Origin of the sequence: Erwinia sp. PPS120 (assembly GCF_047918655.1) — a bacterium.
In the GTDB taxonomy this organism is placed as follows: Bacteria; Pseudomonadota; Gammaproteobacteria; order Enterobacterales; family Enterobacteriaceae; genus Erwinia; species Erwinia tasmaniensis_A.
The window spans coordinates 1-16,712 of record NZ_JBLREF010000028.1; the positions used below are offsets into that span (position 1 = coordinate 1).

The window sequence follows — 16,712 nt, forward strand, 5'->3', positions numbered from 1 at the left end:
CTCCGGCGGTTCAGCTTCCTGAACCTCTCAACCCGGCGGCCTGTAAGCCGTTGTTCCGTGTCGATGGAGGCGCATTATAGGGAGTTCCTGACGGCTGACAACCCCTAATTGCAAAAAACTTTCCGCATGCTCACTTTTCAAACCAATAAGGCCTGAAAGGGCCATTTTTGCCTGGTTATCATCCAAAAAAAGGGGCCCGAAGGCCCCTTAATAGAGTGTAATACTGATTCAGACCGGCTGGATATTACTGGCTGGCGACAATTTCACCATCATTAACGTCCATTTCAATCACCTTACCGGGGATTAACGCACCAGAAAGGATTTTCTGCGCCAGCGGATTTTCGATTTGCTGCTGAATAGCGCGTTTCAGCGGCCTTGCACCATATACCGGGTCGTAGCCGTTTTCACCAAGCAGTTGCAGAGCCGCATCGGAGATATGAAGTTCATAACCCCGTTCGGCCAGGCGCGCATACAATCGCTGAAGCTGTATTTTAGCAATAGAGGCAATGTGGGTTTCGCCCAGAGGGTGGAACACCACCAGCTCATCAATACGGTTGATAAACTCCGGACGGAAGTGATGGCCAACAACCGTCATTACCACTTCTTTCATTTCCGCATAGCTCAGCGCGCCGAACCTTTCCTGAATCAGATCGGAACCCAGGTTAGAAGTCATGATCACTACGGTATTGCGGAAGTCTACGGTTCTGCCCTGGCCATCGGTGAGCCGTCCATCATCCAGCACCTGTAGCAGAATGTTGAATACGTCCGGATGCGCTTTTTCAACCTCATCCAGCAGGATCACGGAATAAGGACGGCGACGAACGGCCTCGGTCAGGTAGCCCCCCTCCTCATAGCCCACGTAGCCTGGAGGAGCCCCCACCAGTCGGGATACCGAGTGTTTCTCCATGAACTCGGACATATCAAGGCGGACCATGGCATCGTCGCTGTCGAACATAAAGTTTGCCAGCGCTTTACACAGTTCGGTTTTACCCACCCCCGTTGGCCCCAGGAACAGGAAGGAACCAATGGGCCGGTTCGGATCGGCCAGGCCTGCGCGGCTGCGGCGAATAGCATTGGATACGGCTTCGACGGCCTCATCCTGACCGATAACGCGCTGATGAAGGTCCTGCTCCATACGCAGCAATTTGTCGCGCTCCCCTTCCATCATTCGCGCGACCGGGATCCCCGTCCAGCGCGCCAGTACGTCGGCGATTTCAACATCGGTTACGCGGTTACGCAGCAGACGCATGGTTTTACCTTCGGACTGGGTCGCGCTGGCAAGCTGTTTTTCCAGCTCAGGTATCTTGCCGTATTGAAGCTCTGACATCTGCGCCAGGTCACCGGAACGGCGCGCCTGCTCCATGGAGAGTTTCGCCTGCTCCAGCTCGGCTTTAATCGTCTGCGTTCCAGAAAGAGAAGCTTTCTCTGCTTTCCACTCTTCTTCTAACTCAGAATATTCGCGCTCTTTCTGATCCAGCTCCTCTTCGAGCATATCCAGACGCTTGATGCTGGCATCGTCCGCCTCTTTTTTCAGGGCCTGCTGCTCCAGCTTCAGTTGAATGATGCGGCGCTCGAGGCGATCGAGCGACTCAGGCTTGGAGTCAATCTGCATACGGATGCTGGAAGCGGCTTCATCAATCAGGTCAATAGCCTTGTCAGGCAGTTTACGGTCGGCAATATAGCGATGTGACAGCGTGGCCGCCGCCACAATGGCCGGATCGGTGATCTGTACGTGGTGGTGCAGTTCGTAGCGCTCTTTTAATCCTCGAAGGATAGCAATCGTATCCTCCACGCTGGGTTCAGCGACAAAGACCTTCTGGAAACGGCGCTCCAGCGCAGCATCTTTTTCAATATACTGGCGATACTCATCAAGGGTTGTCGCCCCTACGCAGTGCAGTTCACCGCGAGCAAGCGCCGGTTTAAGCATATTGCCCGCATCCATGGCGCCGTCGGCTTTGCCCGCCCCCACCATGGTATGTAGCTCATCAACAAACAGGATGACGTTCCCCTCCTGCTTTGACAAATCGCTGAGCACGCCTTTCAGCCGTTCTTCAAACTCACCGCGGTATTTTGCACCCGCCACCAGCGCGCCCATATCCAGAGCCAGTACCCTGCGCCCCTTCAGGCCTTCCGGGACTTCCCCGTTAATAATGCGCTGAGCCAGCCCCTCAACGATGGCCGTTTTACCGACGCCGGGTTCACCAATCAGTACCGGGTTATTTTTTGTTCGACGTTGCAGCACCTGAATTGTCCGGCGGATCTCTTCATCACGGCCAATAACCGGATCGAGCTTGCCCTGCCCGGCACGCTCAGTCAGATCGATGGTGTATTTCTTTAAAGCCTGACGCTGATCTTCAGCTCCCTGGTCGTTCACGGTTTCTCCCCCACGCATTTGATCGATGGCTTTGGTGAGCTTTTCACTCGTTGCTCCCGCAGATTTAAGAAGATCTGCCAGCGAGCCGCGTGAATCCAGCGCGGCCAGAACAAAAAGTTCGGATGAGATAAAATTGTCGGCGCGCTTCTGGGCCAGCTTATCGCAGAGATTAAGAACGCGAATGAGATCCGCAGAAGGCTGCACGTCGCCGCCAGCGCCTTCCACCTGCGGCAGACGGCTGATTGCCTGCTCCACACCGCTACGTAGTGCGGCAACATCCACACCGGCGGTGGTAAGTAAAGGACGCACGGAGCCGCCCTCCTGATTAAGTAAGGCACTGATCAGGTGAAGAGGTTCGATAAATTGATTGTCGCGCCCAAGCGCTAAAGACTGCGCATCGGAGAGCGCAAGCTGGAATTTGTTAGTAAGACGATCCAGACGCATAATTCCCCCTATTCAGGTCAAATTGCTACTGGAGATTAAAATGAGGTCATCCCTCAAATTTTCAAGTTTAATGACCCAAATATTTTGGTGAAAAATACATCAATCTGGACCGTCTTATGGCGCTAGGTTATATCAGCCAGATTAAACTTGCCATACGGCCAGTGACGCCATCGCGTCGGAAAGAGAAAAATTGCTCGCCGCCTGAGTGGGTGCAAAGGTCGCCACCCGAGATGTGGCGCACTCCCATGCGCTTCAGTCGCCCTCGCGCAAGCTGCCAGATATCAGCATAATATTTTTCACCCGCCGGGCGGAAAGCGGCTTCATCGCTCACATTCTGAGCAATAAAGGCCATTCTGACCTCCGGACCCACTTCAAATGCGCCTGGACCTATTGCCGGCCCCAGCCAGGCAATCACCTCTTCCGGTGGACAGCGAAAAGCCGCAACGGTCGCCTCTAAAATACCGCCGCAAAGCCCTCGCCAGCCCGCATGGGCCGCCGCGACTTGCTTTCCCGATACGGAGGTGAACAGCACCGGCAGGCAATCTGCCGTCATCACCGCACACACCACGCCGGGTTTGCAGGTCCACGCCGCATCGGCACGCCGACATAAAGGTTGCTCGCCCGTAAGCTCAATCACCCGCGTACCGTGAACCTGCTCAAGCCAGACCGGCATAGTAGGCATCGCTCCCTGCCTGACCAGCCGTTCACGATTAGCCTGAACGCTGTCTGGCGCATCACCGACGTGATCCCCGAGATTAAAGGAGTCCCAGGGCGCAGCACTGACGCCGCCCGTACGCGTTGTTGAACAGGCAGATACGCCAGCGGGCACGGACCACTGCGGGTAGATCAGGCTCATTACCAGTCCATTTGCTCTTTGAACGCCTGAGTATCCGCTTTCAACGCATCGATCAGGTCGACCATATCCTGAGGCAACGGCGCATGCCACTCCATTTCGATACCGGTAAGCGGATGATAAAGACGCAGCATGGTGGCATGCAGAGCCTGCCTGTCAAACTGACGCAGGGTGGAAATAAAGGCTTCCGATGCCCCTTTCGGTGGGCGAGGACGACCGCCATAAAGCGGATCGCCAACCAGCGGATGATTTATATGCGACATATGTACGCGGATCTGATGGGTACGTCCGGTTTCAAGCCGTAAACGCAGTCGGGTATGCGCCCGGAAATGCTCCATGATGCGGTAGTGCGTAGTAGCAGGTTTGCCCATTGGATGAACGGCCATATGCGTACGCTTGGTGGAGTGGCGGCTGATGGGTTCATTGACTGTTCCCCCCGCGGTCATTTTGCCAATCGCTACCGCTTCATATTCACGGGTAAATTCTCTGAGCTGCAGAGATTCCACCAGATGAGTCTGTGCCGGAACGGTCTTCGCGACCACCATCAAACCGGTGGTGTCTTTATCGAGCCGGTGTACGATGCCTGCGCGCGGCACATCGGCGATAGCCGGGAAGTGATGCAGGAGAGCATTCAGCACTGTGCCATCAGGGTTGCCCGCACCCGGATGTACCACCAGATCGCGCGGTTTGTTGATAACCAGGATATCATCATCTTCATAAACGATGTTCAGCGGTATCGCCTGCGCTTCCCAGCGCGCTTCTTCTTCGATTTCGGCGTTGATAGTTATTTGTTCGCCACCGAGCACTTTTTCCTTCGGTTTGTCGATGATTACGCCATTGACACTAATACGACGGTCGAGAATCCACTCTTTTATGCGAGATCGAGAATAATCAGGGAACAATTCGGCCAAAGCCTGATCTAAGCGTTGTCCGAGTTGCGATTCGGAGACCGTTGCGTTGAGTTTTACTTGTTGTGCCATAACCAGCTTCTTCGTTAACGTTGGGTTTTCACGGCGATGCCGTTTAATATAATGTGCTATTGTACCTGGTCACTATCGGGGGCTAAATGGACAGCTTCCTGAATAACACTCTGAGGATAATCAAATCGTCATGACGCGTATGAAATATCTGGTGGCTGCAGCCACGTTGAGCCTGGCATTAGCTGGTTGTTCCGGCTCGAAGGACACGGTGCCTGACAACCCACCTTCTGAAATCTATGCCACAGCCCAGCAAAAACTGCAGGACGGTAACTTTAAAGGAGCAATAACGCAACTGGAAGCGCTTGATAACCGCTACCCGTTCGGTCCCTACTCCCAGCAAGTTCAGCTGGATCTTATCTACGCCTACTATAAAAATGCCGATTTACCGCTGGCACAGGCCGCGATCGACCGCTTTATGCGCCTTAATCCTACCCACCCGAATATTGATTACGTGATTTATATGCGTGGTCTGACGGATATGGCGCTTGATGACAGTGCGCTGCAGGGCTTTTTCGGCATCGATCGCTCAGACCGCGATCCGACGCATGCGCGTGATGCTTTCCATGACTTCTCTCAGCTGCTGCGCGGTTATCCGAACAGTCAGTACGCCACTGACGCAAGAAAACGTCTGGTGTTCCTGAAGGATCGCCTGGCGAAGTATGAGTTATCCGTTGCCCAATTCTACACTAAGCGCGAGGCTTATGTCGCTGTCGTTAACCGCGTGGAGCAAATGATGAAGGACTATCCGGATACTCAGGCTACGCGTACTGCCCTGCCGCTGATGGAAAATGCTTACCGTCATCTGCAACTGAATGCGGAAGCCGATAAAGTTGCGAAGCTGATCGCCGCGAATCAGGCTTAACCTTCAGAAACCAGAATGGCAGCCCAAGGCTGCCATTCTGTTGTTCATAAAACCGTCATTCCTGCAGGTTTATCTTTTAGTTAACTTATCGATATTGCCCTCTCATGCGCGTTCAGGCAACCCCTTAATGTGCAATTCTCAGACCCACTCGCAAACTTTTAAGTCTTGACAAAAAGTGACAAAAAAACGTGATACGAATCACACATACGTCAATTTTTCAGGGTATGCTGGATCTACATTCGACGGAAATGACAGAGAGGTAAGCACTATGGTACTTAACATTACCAGCAAGCACATGGAAATCACTCCAGCTATCCGCCAGCATGTCGAAGACCGTCTTGCCAAACTTGAAAAGTGGCAAACTCATCTGATAAACCCGCACATTGTGCTCTCGAAAGAGCCGAAAGAGTTCGTGGCGGATGCTACGATCAACACGCCGAATGGCCCGCTGGTCGCCAGCGCCAAGCATGACGATATGTATACGGCCATCAATGAACTCATCGCTAAGCTTGAACGTCAGCTTAATAAGGTCCAGCACAAAGGCGAAGCCCGCCGTGCAAACGCCAGCGTTAAGGATCTTAGCGTTGTCGAGGTTGATGAGGAGTAACGGTTTCTGACGCGCCCGCGGGCGCGTTTTTTATTGACAGAGAGAAATTACTGCGGTTACTTTAAAGGCATCCCACAACCGGACACCATGATGATCAAACAGTCGTTCTTCTTCGCATTCTTTTTTAGCCTCCACTGACAGGGAGGCCATTCGTCGTTCAGGAAATAATGCGAAGACGAACAATCAAGCCTCCCCGGTGGGAGGCTTTTTTTTTATGGGCACCTGACAGGTAGAACTATGACCACTGAGAATCCACTGCTGGCCTTGCGCGACAAAATCAGCGCGCTGGACGAAGAATTATTAACCCTGCTCGCCCGTCGCCGGGCGCTGGCAACTGACGTGGCAAAAGCCAAAATGGCTACCCACCGGCCGATCCGGGATATTGATCGCGAACGCGACCTGCTTGAGCATCTGATAGCACTGGGTAAAAACCATAAGCTGGATGCTCATTACATCACGCGTTTGTTTCAGCTTATTATTGAGGACTCCGTCCTGACGCAGCAGGCGCTGTTACAACAACATCTTAATAAGACTCATGCTCAGTCTGCACGCATCGCGTTCCTGGGGCCTAAAGGCTCTTATTCGCACCTGGCGGCACGCCATTACGCCACCCGTCATTTTGAAAACGTCATTGAGAGTGGATGCCTGAAATTTCAGGACATTTTCAGTCAGGTGGAAACGGGCCAGGCAGATTACGCCGTGCTGCCCATCGAGAACACCAGTTCAGGTTCGATTAACGATGTCTATGACCTGTTACAGCAAACCAGTTTGTCGATCGTCGGTGAAATGACGCTACCTATCGACCACTGTATGCTGGTCACCGGCAGCACTGATTTACAGCAAATCGAGACGGTCTACAGTCATCCTCAGCCCTTCCAGCAGTGTAGCCAGTTCATTAACCGCTACCCTCACTGGAAAATTGAGTACACGGAAAGTACAGCCGCCGCAATGGAGAAAGTGGCCTCTCTCAACTCGCCCAAAGCTGCAGCTCTGGGCAGCGAGGCGGGTGGAGAACTTTATGGATTGCAGGTTCTGGAACGCAACCTGGCCAACCAACAGCAGAACATTACCCGCTTTATTATCCTTGCCCGTAAGCCTGTCGAGGTCACGCTACAGGTACCGGCTAAAACTACCCTTATCATGGCTACCGGTCAGCAGGCTGGCGCGCTGGTAGAAGCGCTGCTGGTGCTGCGTCAGCATAATCTGGTCATGAGCAAGCTGGAATCGCGTCCCATCAACGGTAATCCGTGGGAAGAGATGTTCTACATCGATTTTCAGGGGAACCTGCGTACGGAAGAGGTGCAGCAGGCGCTGCGTGAGCTGGCTGCCATCACGCGTTCGCTGAAGGTGCTGGGCTGCTATCCCAGCGAAAATATTATCCCGGCGATGCCGGAATAAATGCCTTACGCCAGCCGCCGGTTAAATGGTTGAGCCAGATAATGGCTCAACTGGCTGGGATCGTGTAGCACTGACTTAATTACATAAAAAAAAGGCCATCGCTGGCCTTTAATCATAATTACTTGCGGTCATTAGCCTGACGCAGCAGCGTACGGCTTTCCTGCATAAAGTGGTCGGCATAGTCGCCAAACCAGTGTTTCACCTGATTAAAGCTGTGAACGAAGGCCTGCTTATCGCCCTTCTCCAGCAGCGTAATGGCTTCACCGAAGCGGTGATAGTAGCGCTTAATTAACGCCAGGTTGCTCTCTGACGACATAATAATATCCGCATAGAGCTGGGGATCCTGAGCAAACAGTCGGCCTACCATGGCCAGCTCCAGCCGGTAGATCGGCGAAGATAGCGCTAATAGCTGTTCAAGCTGTACATTCTCCTCCGCCAGATGCAGGCCATAGGCAAAGGTGGCGAAGTGGCGCAGCGCCTGGATAAACGCCATATTCTGGTCATGCTCAACCGCGCTAATGCGATGCAGCCGCGCGCCCCATACCTGAATTTGTTCAAGAAACCACTGACAGGCTTCCGGCTGACGACCATCACACCATACGACAACCTGCTTCGCCAGGCTCCCGCTGTCAGGCCCGAACATCGGATGCAGGCCCAGTACCGGGCCGGAGTGCGCAGCCAGCATCGCCTGAAGCGGGCGATTCTTGATCGAAGCAAGATCGACAAGAATACAGTCTTCCGGTAGCGTGGGCAGTCGGGCAATCACCTCTTCCGTCAGGTGGATGGGAACGCTGATTATCACCATTCCGGCGGAGGAAAGCAGAGTATCAGCCCGATCCCAGTCCCCTTTATCAAGAATTTCGACCTGATATCCGGACAGGGTAAGCATTTTTTCAAACATGCGTCCCATCTGGCCTTTACCACCGACAATCACTACCGGACGCAGCGTGGGACAGAGTGTTTTGAAGCCCTTATCGTTTTCACTTGAATAGGATTCGCGCATCAGCCTGCGCAAAACGTCCTCAATCAGATCCGGCGGCACTCCCAGCTGCGCGGCTTCATTGCGCCGCGAAGCCAGCATTGCCGCTTCGCGTTCCGGGACATATATCGGCAGGCCATAACGGCTTTTGACTTCACCCACTTCGGCAACCAGGCTTAGCCGTTTTGCCATCAGATCCAGCAGCGCTTTATCCACTTCATCAATTTGATCGCGAAGCGCGGTCAGTTCAGCCACCATAATTAATCCTCTTGCGACAGACGCGCCGCCAGTACACCACTCAAAGACTGATGGATTTCACTTAGCAGCCGCTCGGTCGTATCCCAGCTGATGCAGGCATCGGTGACGGAAACACCGTAGCGCATCTCACTGCGCGGCTGCTCGGAAGACTGACTCCCTTCGTTAAGATGGCTTTCCAGCATCAGTCCCATAATTGAACGGTTGCCGTCTTTGATCTGCGCAACGGCAGATTCAGCAACGCCAGACTGGCGGCGAAAATCTTTATCAGAATTACCATGGCTGCAATCTATCATCAAGGAGGGACGGAGTCCCGCCTGGCGCATCTCTTTTTCACACTGCGCCACATCCTCCGGCCCGTAGTTGGGTTTCTTCCCGCCGCGCAGGATCACATGACCATCCGGATTCCCCTGCGTTTGCAGCAGACAGACCTGCCCGGCCTGATTAATACCGACAAAACGATGTGGCATTGATGCTGCGCGCATAGCGTTGATTGCCGTACCCAGACTGCCATCCGTACCGTTCTTAAATCCCACCGGCATTGAGAGGCCCGAAGCCATTTCACGATGCGTCTGAGACTCAGTGGTCCTGGCACCAATCGCCGACCAGCTAAAAAGATCGCCAAGGTATTGTGGACTGTTGGGATCCAGCGCTTCCGTTGCCAGCGGCAGCCCCATTTCAACCAGGTCCAGCAGCAGGCGACGTGCAATATGCAGGCCGGCCTGCATATCAAAAGAGTTATCCATAAAAGGATCGTTAATCAGCCCCTTCCAGCCAACGGTCGTGCGGGGCTTTTCAAAGTAAACGCGCATAACAATAAACAGCCGATCCTGAAGCCTGTCAGAAAGCGCTTTAAGGTGGCGGGCATAGTCGAGCGCGGCTTCGGTATCGTGGATTGAGCACGGCCCACACACCACCAGAAGCCGGGGATCCTTGCCGCTAATGATGTTGGAGATGACTTTACGCGATGAGGCAATGTTCTCAGCCTGAGTCGCGCTAAGCGGAAACTGTTTTTTCAGCTCTTCGGGCGTAATTAAAATCTGTTCATTAGCAATATGAACGTTATTCAGCGCGTCTTTTTGCATGCTCTTGTCCCTGCCTTAATCGTTTTCGCTCGGGGGGATCCCCGGCGTGATACTGTCAATGTATCATATAGTGTACAAATCTCAATCCATGGCTGTACATTTTTATTACCATAATTAGTTCTGGCATAAAAGGTATTAATAAAAAACATTAAAAACAATAAGATAAATTGTTTAGTGCATTACTAACAACTTAGCTTATTGTAAGCATTAGTTTACAGTCATTCTTATAACTGATAACTGCCCCGGCCTTTGACAACTGAACTCGGGACCATGCCAGCGAAGGGAATGGCATTGCGCTGAGGAAAATGTAAGATTGCAACCCACGAGAGGAAAAGGGATCGGCATAAGTCACTGTTCGATTTTCTGAGCGCGACAGATTTAGAATAATGCAGTAAACCATTTGTATGGTTGATGTTCCCATCACCTGACACCGACAGGAATGTAATGGATATTCTGCTCAGACCCTGGTGCGATGAAGATGCGCCCGCCTTTGCCGAGGCCGTCAATGAATCGCTGAATACACTGCTGCCCTGGCTGCTTTGGGCGCACCCGGAATTTAAGCCAGAAGAGGCGCGCCGCTGGTTTGCGGTCACTAAGCTTATGCGCCAAAACGGCAGCGCTGATGAACTGGGTATATTTAGCCGGGAGGGACGGTTGCTGGGGGGGGCCGGACTGCGCTATTCCTCTGAACAAATTCATCACTGCTCGATAGGCTACTGGGTACGCAGCAGCGACCAGCGCCAGGGCATTGCCAGCCAGGCCGTTCGACATCTGGTTGAAGTGGCCTGGCAACGTCCGGAAAGGGAGATTGTGGAAATTCTTGCTGTGGAGGATAACGTCGCCAGCCGACGGGTCGCCACGCGCTGCGGTGCCCGATTTATGGGGATCACCTATGGGCTGATCGTGTCAGACAGCGGACCCGTTAACACCGCCGTCTACCAGTTTTGCCGCCCGTAACAGCGTCTGCAAACGCTGGATCTGCTGCCCCTGGGGGTCAAAGTTTTCCCTGTCCAGCCAGCAGGTTATTGCACGGTTTATTGCTGGCCACTCGCTATCAAGGATGGAGAACCACTGTGTATCCCTTGAACGCCCTTTACGGGTCATCATTTGCCGGAAGGTGCCTTCATACTGAAACCCAAGCCGCTCAGCCGATGCCCGTGAAGGGGCATTCAACGCATCGCACTTCCATTCGCAGCGGCGGTAACCCAGCTCAAAGGTATATTTCAGCATCAGGTAAAGTGCTTCCGTGCCAATAATGGTCCGTTTCATCAGCGGTGACCAGGTCAGCCCACCCAACTCGATCGATCCGTTATCGCGATCGATACGCATATAGGATGCCAGGCCCATCGCCCTGTTACGTTTGGCACAAAGAATAGTAAAGGTGATGACATTTTTTTCTGCTGCCCGCTGCGCCAGCCAGTGACGAAATGCCTCCGGCGTTGAAGGACGCTCATCGGTAAGATAAGTCCAGTCGCGCCCGTCGGCGGCAAAAGCATAGGCCGCATAGAGATCGCCGCTGTGTTTGGCGACGTCCAGTGGTTCCAGGCGGCAATAGCTCCCCTTGAGCGTCTGACGCTCAGGCATTCTGGCGGGCTGCCAGTCAGGTAATGCCGGACCTATCGGCTGATTGAATTCGTTGAATCTCTGGGACACGGTCATCTTCCTTTGATAATGGATAAGTCAGAATACGAAGCGCAGCGCGTTTTTCCCAGCAAAAAACCGCAGGTTATGCCGGAGTTATGAATCCGATCGCTAAACGGTGAAATGCCCGGGATTTCTCCCGCAATAATGTTGTCGCTATGTTATAAATTGGGTAATATCTTCCCTTTCCGATAAAGGAAATGGTCATGACGCTCTCTTTGCGTATCGCACTTGTTGGGGATTTTCGTTCTACTTCCGTTGCCCATCAGGCCATCCCTCCCGCCATTAAGCTTGCCGCCGATCACCTTAATCTGAATGTTTCTGCCCAATGGCTTCCTACTGTATCAATAACAGATACGTCAGTGCTGGAACCTTATGATGCGATTTGGGTGGTACCCGGCAGCCCTTATCAAAACGACAGAGGTGCGATGATGGCCATCACCTGGGCACGGGTAAACGACGTCCCGTTTCTTGGTTCATGCGGCGGATTCCAGTATGCCCTTATCGAGTATGCTCGCAACGTGATTGGCTGGCAGGATGCTGCCCATAACGAGACGGACACTGAAGGGCGAATGGTTATCGTACCGCTGAGCTGTGCGTTAATAGAAGAGACAGATGACATCGTTATTGCGCAGGGGTCGGTAATTGCTCAGGCGTATGGACAGCTTAAAACACACGAAGGCTACCACTGTCGTTTCGGAGTGGATCCTGGCTTTATTGCCGAACTGGAGAGCTATCCACTTCGCGTTACGGCATGGGATCGTGAAGGTGGCGTGCGCGGTATAGAGCTTCCGGCACACCGTTTTTTCGTCGCAACGCTTTTTCAGTCTGAGCGGGCCGCCCTGCGAAATGCACTTTCTCCACTGATCGTCTCGCTGCTAAGAGCCGCAGCGCGCTAAGTAGCCGAGCGCCATTATAAAAATACATAGCGTGCTTATTAAGAAAGGAATAATTAATATAAATTAACCTTAAAATAATAATGACTTTATCCGGGAGGTGAGTTTATTTTCAATCAAGCTCACTTTAATAATTCAATATGTATAAATCCATAAAGTCCTCAGAAAAAAAGCCGATAAGGTTAATCTCAGGGCCTTTTCTGACCTGATGAAGATTCTTATCGTTTTAACGAATTTCAGAGGTCACCATGTCTATCTCACAGCGCTTATCCATCACTTTCTCTCTGCTTGCTATAGCAATAATTGCTCTGTTAATCATAGCATTAACAGCTATATCGGGGTTCCAGTCACGATTTGAATTTGTTCAGTACAACACCATTCCCAGTATTAAAGATCTCGACAAGTCGATAAGCGCCTCCAGTAATTTTGGTATTGCTTTGTATCGTTATAAAGTCATCACGGACGAAACTAAATTACCTGCGGCGGAAAAAGACATCTATCAGATTCTGGACCAGCTGACTTCACTGACGGACTATTATAAGAAAAATGATATATCAGGTGATGAAGATGCGCAGTTAACCAACCTCGCTTATCAAAATATTGACGCGGTTCGCCAGGCACTCCCCGCTTTCTTCGCCGCGTCACGCGCCCATAACGACGCCCTGACGCTTTCGCTCATGCAGAGTGATACCGGCGTGGGCAGCGCAGGAAGGAAGCTTGCCAGCGATCTTAAGAAGCAGATTGAATTAAATATCACCATCGGTAACGGCCTGCGAGAAGATAACCAGCGGATCTATACCAGACTTGTCTGGGCACTATCCATCGGTTCGGCCCTGACTGTTATGATACTGGGATTTTTTGCTATCAGGACGATACTCAGCATAAAGCGAAGCCTTTTTGGAATAGAGTCCGTCATGAGTGAGGTCAGTATCAACCTTGATCTGACTCAACGAGCCGATGACCGCCGTAAAGATGAAATTGGCAAAACCGCAGCGGCCTTTAATAACCTGCTTGCGCGGGTTGGCACAACGCTCTCATCGGTTAATGACTCATCCTACTCGGTCAGCACAGCCTCTTCTCAAATCGCAGCGGGCAACGAAGATTTATCTTCACGTACCGAGCAGCAGGCCGCGTCTCTTGAACAAACCTCAGCAAGCATGGCGGCATTAAGCGATACGGTAAAACAAAACGCCGAAAGTGCTAATCAGGCAAATATTCTTGCCGGTACGGCCAACAAGATGTCGGTGCAAAATGGTGACTCCGTTAAAACCATGCTCACAACGATGGATGACATTAAAAACAGCTCGGGAAGAATTTCAGAGATCACCGGCCTGATCGAAGGCATTGCATTTCAGACGAATATTCTGGCACTGAACGCGGCCGTAGAAGCCGCCAGGGCTGGTGAACATGGACGGGGCTTTGCCGTGGTCGCATCTGAAGTTCGTAATCTTGCTCAGCGCTCATCGTCTGCTGCCCGGGAAATTAAGGAGCTGATCACCGCCTCGTCCCAGCAGGTTGAAAGTGGTGCCAGCCAGGCGGCCAACGTGGGCGAGAACTCGGAGAAAGTGCGTATCGCGATTCAGCAGGTAGCGGATATCGTCAATGAAATTGCCGCGGCTACCACCGGGCAAAGCCAGGGGATTGAACAGGTGCATCAGGCTATTGGGCAGATGGATGAAGTTACCCAGCAAAATGCCGCGTTAGTAGAGGAGGCATCTTCGGCTTCGCGCTCGCTCCAGGAGCAGGCAGAAAACCTGAGCGCTCTGGTCTCGTCTTTCAAAGTTGCCTCATCGACAGAGAGAAGACACAGTCAGGGCCTGATTAAGCGTCCAGCGCCAGTCATCAAAGGGAGTCCTGCGTTAAACACGGCAGGCGAAGGAAGCTGGGAAAGCTTCTAACTAAGGCGCGCACTACCGTTCCAGATTGTTGCGTACCCCGGTTGTACTTTCTGGAACGGTTTATCAGGCTGATAAACGCTTTATTTCTTTATTCCTCATTCTCTCCCCCTTTTAACTAAAAGGGGTTTACCAACAGCCGGGCTTAGATTTTGTAACATGGCTCTCGCCGAAGATGACTCACGGGTACCTTACTGGCCCGAAGCGTTAGCCATTCAGATGCTGATTTAATCGGGTGAAGCTGATCGCCGGCTTTGCTGATAATGCTCCGGTCAGGTTTGTATTGTGTCTGCTGGTTAATCAGTAAACCCTGACATGCATCCCACCGTCATCACGTCGCTTATCGGGCTGGACTGTCTTACCGATGATATCAACGTCGCGATGCTGCCTCTGAACACGCCGGCGCTGCCACTTCAATAAAAAAAGGGGCTAGCCTATGGCTAACCCCTTGTTTCATATTAACTTTCAGATGTCGCGTTAGCGAGTCCTTAGTTAAGACGCTTTTATAAAGTCGTCATAAACATCATACACTTACTAATAAAAACAACTAGTTAAACTAATATTCAATGCACTAAGTTGCAGTGTTATGAAAGCTCTGCTGCCAATCTGCTGCCACTTCTTTACCGTTCTAGTCGCAACTGTCTGAGTTTTTCCAACTTGAGCTTACGAAGCTGTGCAGATGAAGAATTGAAGTTAGCAAATCCAACCAAGAGAATTAAAAATGCTGCAAAAAAGACCAGCGAAAGAGAAGTGAAGGTAACTCGGTCCCTATTATTGTTGTTAATGCCGTCTAAAACAGCTTCTTTCATTCTTGGTTCATTCTTTATTAAATAAGGGCAAACCTTTTCAGCTCGCTCTTTTTCTTTACCTGTAATATTAGACACGCTCTGGCAGTCTATTTCTTTACCTTTTTTTGAATCTAAGATCCTTTGTGCGTTTAAATAATACTTAGCGCCGTCATCAAACACATAGGCAGCATAGTCCTTTTTATACTGTTTAGCTTGGTTAGCAGTCATAAAACTTAGAACTAAAGAAGATACTGACAAAAACAACACAAAGAAAAGGTCTACTTTATTAGAGCGTTTACTACCTGCATACCCGAAAAAACCTGAAAAAATAAAATTAATAGGATGTATTTTACCAGAGTTGATACACTCCTGTATAAAAACCACATCATTAACGTTCCGAGCTTTTATTCCGGTAAAAAACTTAAAAAGTTTTATGTCATAAAAATTATCACTAACCTTTTTTAATTTTTTTTCAGTAAAGTCTAGTCGCAACACTTTGATGAAGAAAAGGAATATAAAATGCAGCCCGCCAACTCGTATTGCTGCCAATATCAGAGAAATCAGATAAGCTGCATATTTGTACAGCTCTAACATTTTCGGGTCACTCATAAAGTCCCTCTAGGTTTGCAATAGGATTTAGACTTGCCGCTTCCTCTAAGTGGTCAGGGGCAAAGTGAGCATAACGCATAGTTTCACGAATATTTGCGTGACCGAGTATGCGCTGCAGTACCAGAATGTTACCGCCATTCATCATAAAGTGGCTTGCGAAGGTATGGCGCAGTACGTGCGTTTTTTGCCCTTCTGCCAGTTGAATGTTGGTCAGGGCCAGCATCTTTTTAAATTCCTGATAGCACGGATGAAACATTTTACCCTGTAGGGGCGATAGTTCGTCATAGAGCCAGCGCGGAATCGGCACTGTGCGGTTTTTACCGCCTTTCGTTTTGGTAAAGGTCAATTTATATGGTGATAACTGAGAACGGTTAAGCCTCTCCGCTTCACTCCATCTTGCACCTGTTGCAAGGCACACCTTAACGATGCGCGTCAAATTGAGCTTGCCGTAAGATTCGCAGGCGCTCAGTAATATCTCTATCTGGCTACCAGTGAGCCAGGACATTTCCTTTTCTTTCTCTTTGAAGATGCGAACCCCTTCGATAGGGTTGGGTAATTTCCATTCACCCAGCCTACGGAGTTCATTAAAAACAGCATCGAGATATTGCTGCTCGCGGTTGACTGTAATCGGCTTAGCGACCCACTTAGCTGGATTTGAATGATACCCGTTATCAATTTGGCCGCTTAGACGTTTGTCGCGGTAGTGCGCCCAATCCTTTTGGGTGATCTTTGCCGCAATTGGATCACCCATGCCTTTGCAAACAATGTGCAGTTTTGCGAGTCGGGATTTACTGGCTGAAAGAGACTGGCCGTGTAGGCGATGCCATAAATCAATCAGCTCACTTAGCTTGCGGCGGTCTTCTTTTTCACCAAGCCAGGGCTTTTCTTCCGATTCCTTCTTTATATAATTTTCGAAAGCCTCGGCCTCACCCTTCGTATTAAACTGCTTGCGAATGCGTTTACCTTCCCTTCCGTTTGGGAACACCTGCGTCAGCCATTTGCCATTTTTCTGTTTAGTGACAGTCATAGTGAGAACCGAGGTAAAT

At 51.1% G+C, this 16,712-nt stretch carries 14 protein-coding genes and 1 other annotated feature; of the genes, 6 read left to right on the plus strand and 8 right to left on the minus strand.

The window, feature by feature from the left end:
• Positions 1 to 244 precede the first annotated feature (244 nt).
• From clpB to rluD, 3 genes are all read right to left on the minus strand, one after another.
• Positions 245 to 2,818 carry an ATP-dependent chaperone ClpB gene (clpB, locus tag ACLRGG_RS14390; RefSeq protein ID WP_416250417.1) on the minus strand — a complete coding sequence of 858 codons (2,574 nt, stop codon included), beginning with the start codon at positions 2,816 to 2,818 and terminating at the stop codon, positions 245 to 247.
• Between the two features lie 127 nt (positions 2,819 to 2,945).
• Entirely contained in the window at positions 2,946 to 3,674 is a 729-nt protein-coding gene (gene yfiH / locus ACLRGG_RS14395) for a purine nucleoside phosphorylase YfiH (protein ID WP_416250418.1), read from the minus strand.
• Complete coding sequence (rluD, locus tag ACLRGG_RS14400) at positions 3,674 to 4,651, minus strand: 23S rRNA pseudouridine(1911/1915/1917) synthase RluD (protein ID WP_416250419.1); 978 nt, start codon at positions 4,649 to 4,651, stop codon at positions 3,674 to 3,676. Before rluD ends, yfiH begins: the two co-directional genes overlap by 1 nt.
• 130 nt (positions 4,652 to 4,781) lie before the next feature.
• Here rluD and bamD point away from each other — a divergent pair, with 130 nt between their 5' ends.
• From bamD to pheA, 3 genes are all read left to right on the plus strand, one after another.
• Complete coding sequence (bamD, locus tag ACLRGG_RS14405; RefSeq protein ID WP_067707887.1) at positions 4,782 to 5,513, plus strand: outer membrane protein assembly factor BamD; 732 nt, start codon at positions 4,782 to 4,784, stop codon at positions 5,511 to 5,513.
• Positions 5,514 to 5,781: 268 nt separating this feature from the next.
• Positions 5,782 to 6,120 carry a ribosome-associated translation inhibitor RaiA gene (raiA, locus tag ACLRGG_RS14410; protein WP_067707884.1) on the plus strand — a complete coding sequence of 113 codons (339 nt, stop codon included), beginning with the start codon at positions 5,782 to 5,784 and terminating at the stop codon, positions 6,118 to 6,120.
• Positions 6,121 to 6,209: 89 nt separating this feature from the next.
• Positions 6,210 to 6,334: a sequence feature (Phe leader region), on the plus strand.
• Between the two features lie 23 nt (positions 6,335 to 6,357).
• Positions 6,358 to 7,518: a bifunctional chorismate mutase/prephenate dehydratase gene (gene pheA / locus ACLRGG_RS14415; RefSeq protein WP_416250420.1), complete on the plus strand. Its 1,161-nt coding sequence runs from the start codon at positions 6,358 to 6,360 to the stop codon at positions 7,516 to 7,518.
• A 118-nt stretch (positions 7,519 to 7,636) separates the two neighbouring features.
• Here pheA and tyrA read toward each other — a convergent pair whose 3' ends face one another.
• Both tyrA and ACLRGG_RS14425 read right to left on the minus strand, forming a co-directional pair.
• Positions 7,637 to 8,755 (minus strand): bifunctional chorismate mutase/prephenate dehydrogenase, encoded by a 1,119-nt coding sequence (gene tyrA, locus ACLRGG_RS14420; protein ID WP_416250421.1) that lies wholly within the window; start codon positions 8,753 to 8,755, stop codon positions 7,637 to 7,639.
• A gap of 2 nt (positions 8,756 to 8,757) precedes the next feature.
• Positions 8,758 to 9,837 carry a 3-deoxy-7-phosphoheptulonate synthase gene (locus ACLRGG_RS14425; RefSeq protein ID WP_416250422.1) on the minus strand — a complete coding sequence of 360 codons (1,080 nt, stop codon included), beginning with the start codon at positions 9,835 to 9,837 and terminating at the stop codon, positions 8,758 to 8,760.
• Positions 9,838 to 10,281: 444 nt separating this feature from the next.
• Between ACLRGG_RS14425 and ACLRGG_RS14430 the strand changes: the two genes are divergently transcribed.
• Entirely contained in the window at positions 10,282 to 10,794 is a 513-nt protein-coding gene (locus tag ACLRGG_RS14430) for a GNAT family N-acetyltransferase (RefSeq protein WP_416250423.1), read from the plus strand.
• Here ACLRGG_RS14430 and ACLRGG_RS14435 read toward each other — a convergent pair.
• Entirely contained in the window at positions 10,744 to 11,490 is a 747-nt protein-coding gene (locus ACLRGG_RS14435; RefSeq protein WP_416250424.1) for a GNAT family N-acetyltransferase, read from the minus strand. The genes ACLRGG_RS14430 and ACLRGG_RS14435 overlap by 51 nt on opposite strands.
• A gap of 194 nt (positions 11,491 to 11,684) precedes the next feature.
• Between ACLRGG_RS14435 and ACLRGG_RS14440 the strand changes: the two genes are divergently transcribed.
• Complete coding sequence (locus tag ACLRGG_RS14440) at positions 11,685 to 12,377, plus strand: CTP synthase C-terminal region-related (seleno)protein (RefSeq protein ID WP_416250425.1); 693 nt, start codon at positions 11,685 to 11,687, stop codon at positions 12,375 to 12,377.
• 245 nt (positions 12,378 to 12,622) lie between these two features.
• Positions 12,623 to 14,272, plus strand: coding sequence for a methyl-accepting chemotaxis protein (locus tag ACLRGG_RS14445; RefSeq protein ID WP_416250426.1), 1,650 nt, complete (start codon positions 12,623 to 12,625; stop codon positions 14,270 to 14,272).
• 617 nt (positions 14,273 to 14,889) lie between these two features.
• On the opposite strand, the gene ACLRGG_RS14450 is transcribed toward ACLRGG_RS14445, so the two are convergent.
• Entirely contained in the window at positions 14,890 to 15,666 is a 777-nt protein-coding gene (locus ACLRGG_RS14450; protein ID WP_416250427.1) for a hypothetical protein, read from the minus strand.
• Positions 15,659 to 16,693 carry a site-specific integrase gene (locus tag ACLRGG_RS14455; RefSeq protein ID WP_416250428.1) on the minus strand — a complete coding sequence of 345 codons (1,035 nt, stop codon included), beginning with the start codon at positions 16,691 to 16,693 and terminating at the stop codon, positions 15,659 to 15,661. The genes ACLRGG_RS14450 and ACLRGG_RS14455 overlap by 8 nt, the downstream gene beginning before the upstream one ends.
• Between the last annotated feature and the right edge of the window lie 19 nt (positions 16,694 to 16,712).

Bases quoted from the DNA above. Each gene is read 5' to 3' on its own strand.
- yfiH (WP_416250418.1), bottom strand. From the start codon at position 3,674: ATGAGCCTGATCTACCCGCAGTGGTCCGTGCCCGCTGGCGTATCTGCC.
- ACLRGG_RS14440 (WP_416250425.1), top strand. From the start codon at position 11,685: ATGACGCTCTCTTTGCGTATCGCACTTGTTGGGGATTTTCGTTCTACT.
- tyrA (WP_416250421.1), bottom strand. From the start codon at position 8,755: ATGGTGGCTGAACTGACCGCGCTTCGCGATCAAATTGATGAAGTGGAT.
- bamD (WP_067707887.1), top strand. From the start codon at position 4,782: ATGACGCGTATGAAATATCTGGTGGCTGCAGCCACGTTGAGCCTGGCA.
- ACLRGG_RS14445 (WP_416250426.1), top strand. From the start codon at position 12,623: ATGTCTATCTCACAGCGCTTATCCATCACTTTCTCTCTGCTTGCTATA.
- ACLRGG_RS14425 (WP_416250422.1), bottom strand. From the start codon at position 9,837: ATGCAAAAAGACGCGCTGAATAACGTTCATATTGCTAATGAACAGATT.
- ACLRGG_RS14430 (WP_416250423.1), top strand. From the start codon at position 10,282: ATGGATATTCTGCTCAGACCCTGGTGCGATGAAGATGCGCCCGCCTTT.
- ACLRGG_RS14450 (WP_416250427.1), bottom strand. From the start codon at position 15,666: ATGAGTGACCCGAAAATGTTAGAGCTGTACAAATATGCAGCTTATCTG.
- clpB (WP_416250417.1), bottom strand. From the start codon at position 2,818: ATGCGTCTGGATCGTCTTACTAACAAATTCCAGCTTGCGCTCTCCGAT.
- ACLRGG_RS14455 (WP_416250428.1), bottom strand. From the start codon at position 16,693: ATGACTGTCACTAAACAGAAAAATGGCAAATGGCTGACGCAGGTGTTC.
- pheA (WP_416250420.1), top strand. From the start codon at position 6,358: ATGACCACTGAGAATCCACTGCTGGCCTTGCGCGACAAAATCAGCGCG.
- raiA (WP_067707884.1), top strand. From the start codon at position 5,782: ATGGTACTTAACATTACCAGCAAGCACATGGAAATCACTCCAGCTATC.
- rluD (WP_416250419.1), bottom strand. From the start codon at position 4,651: ATGGCACAACAAGTAAAACTCAACGCAACGGTCTCCGAATCGCAACTC.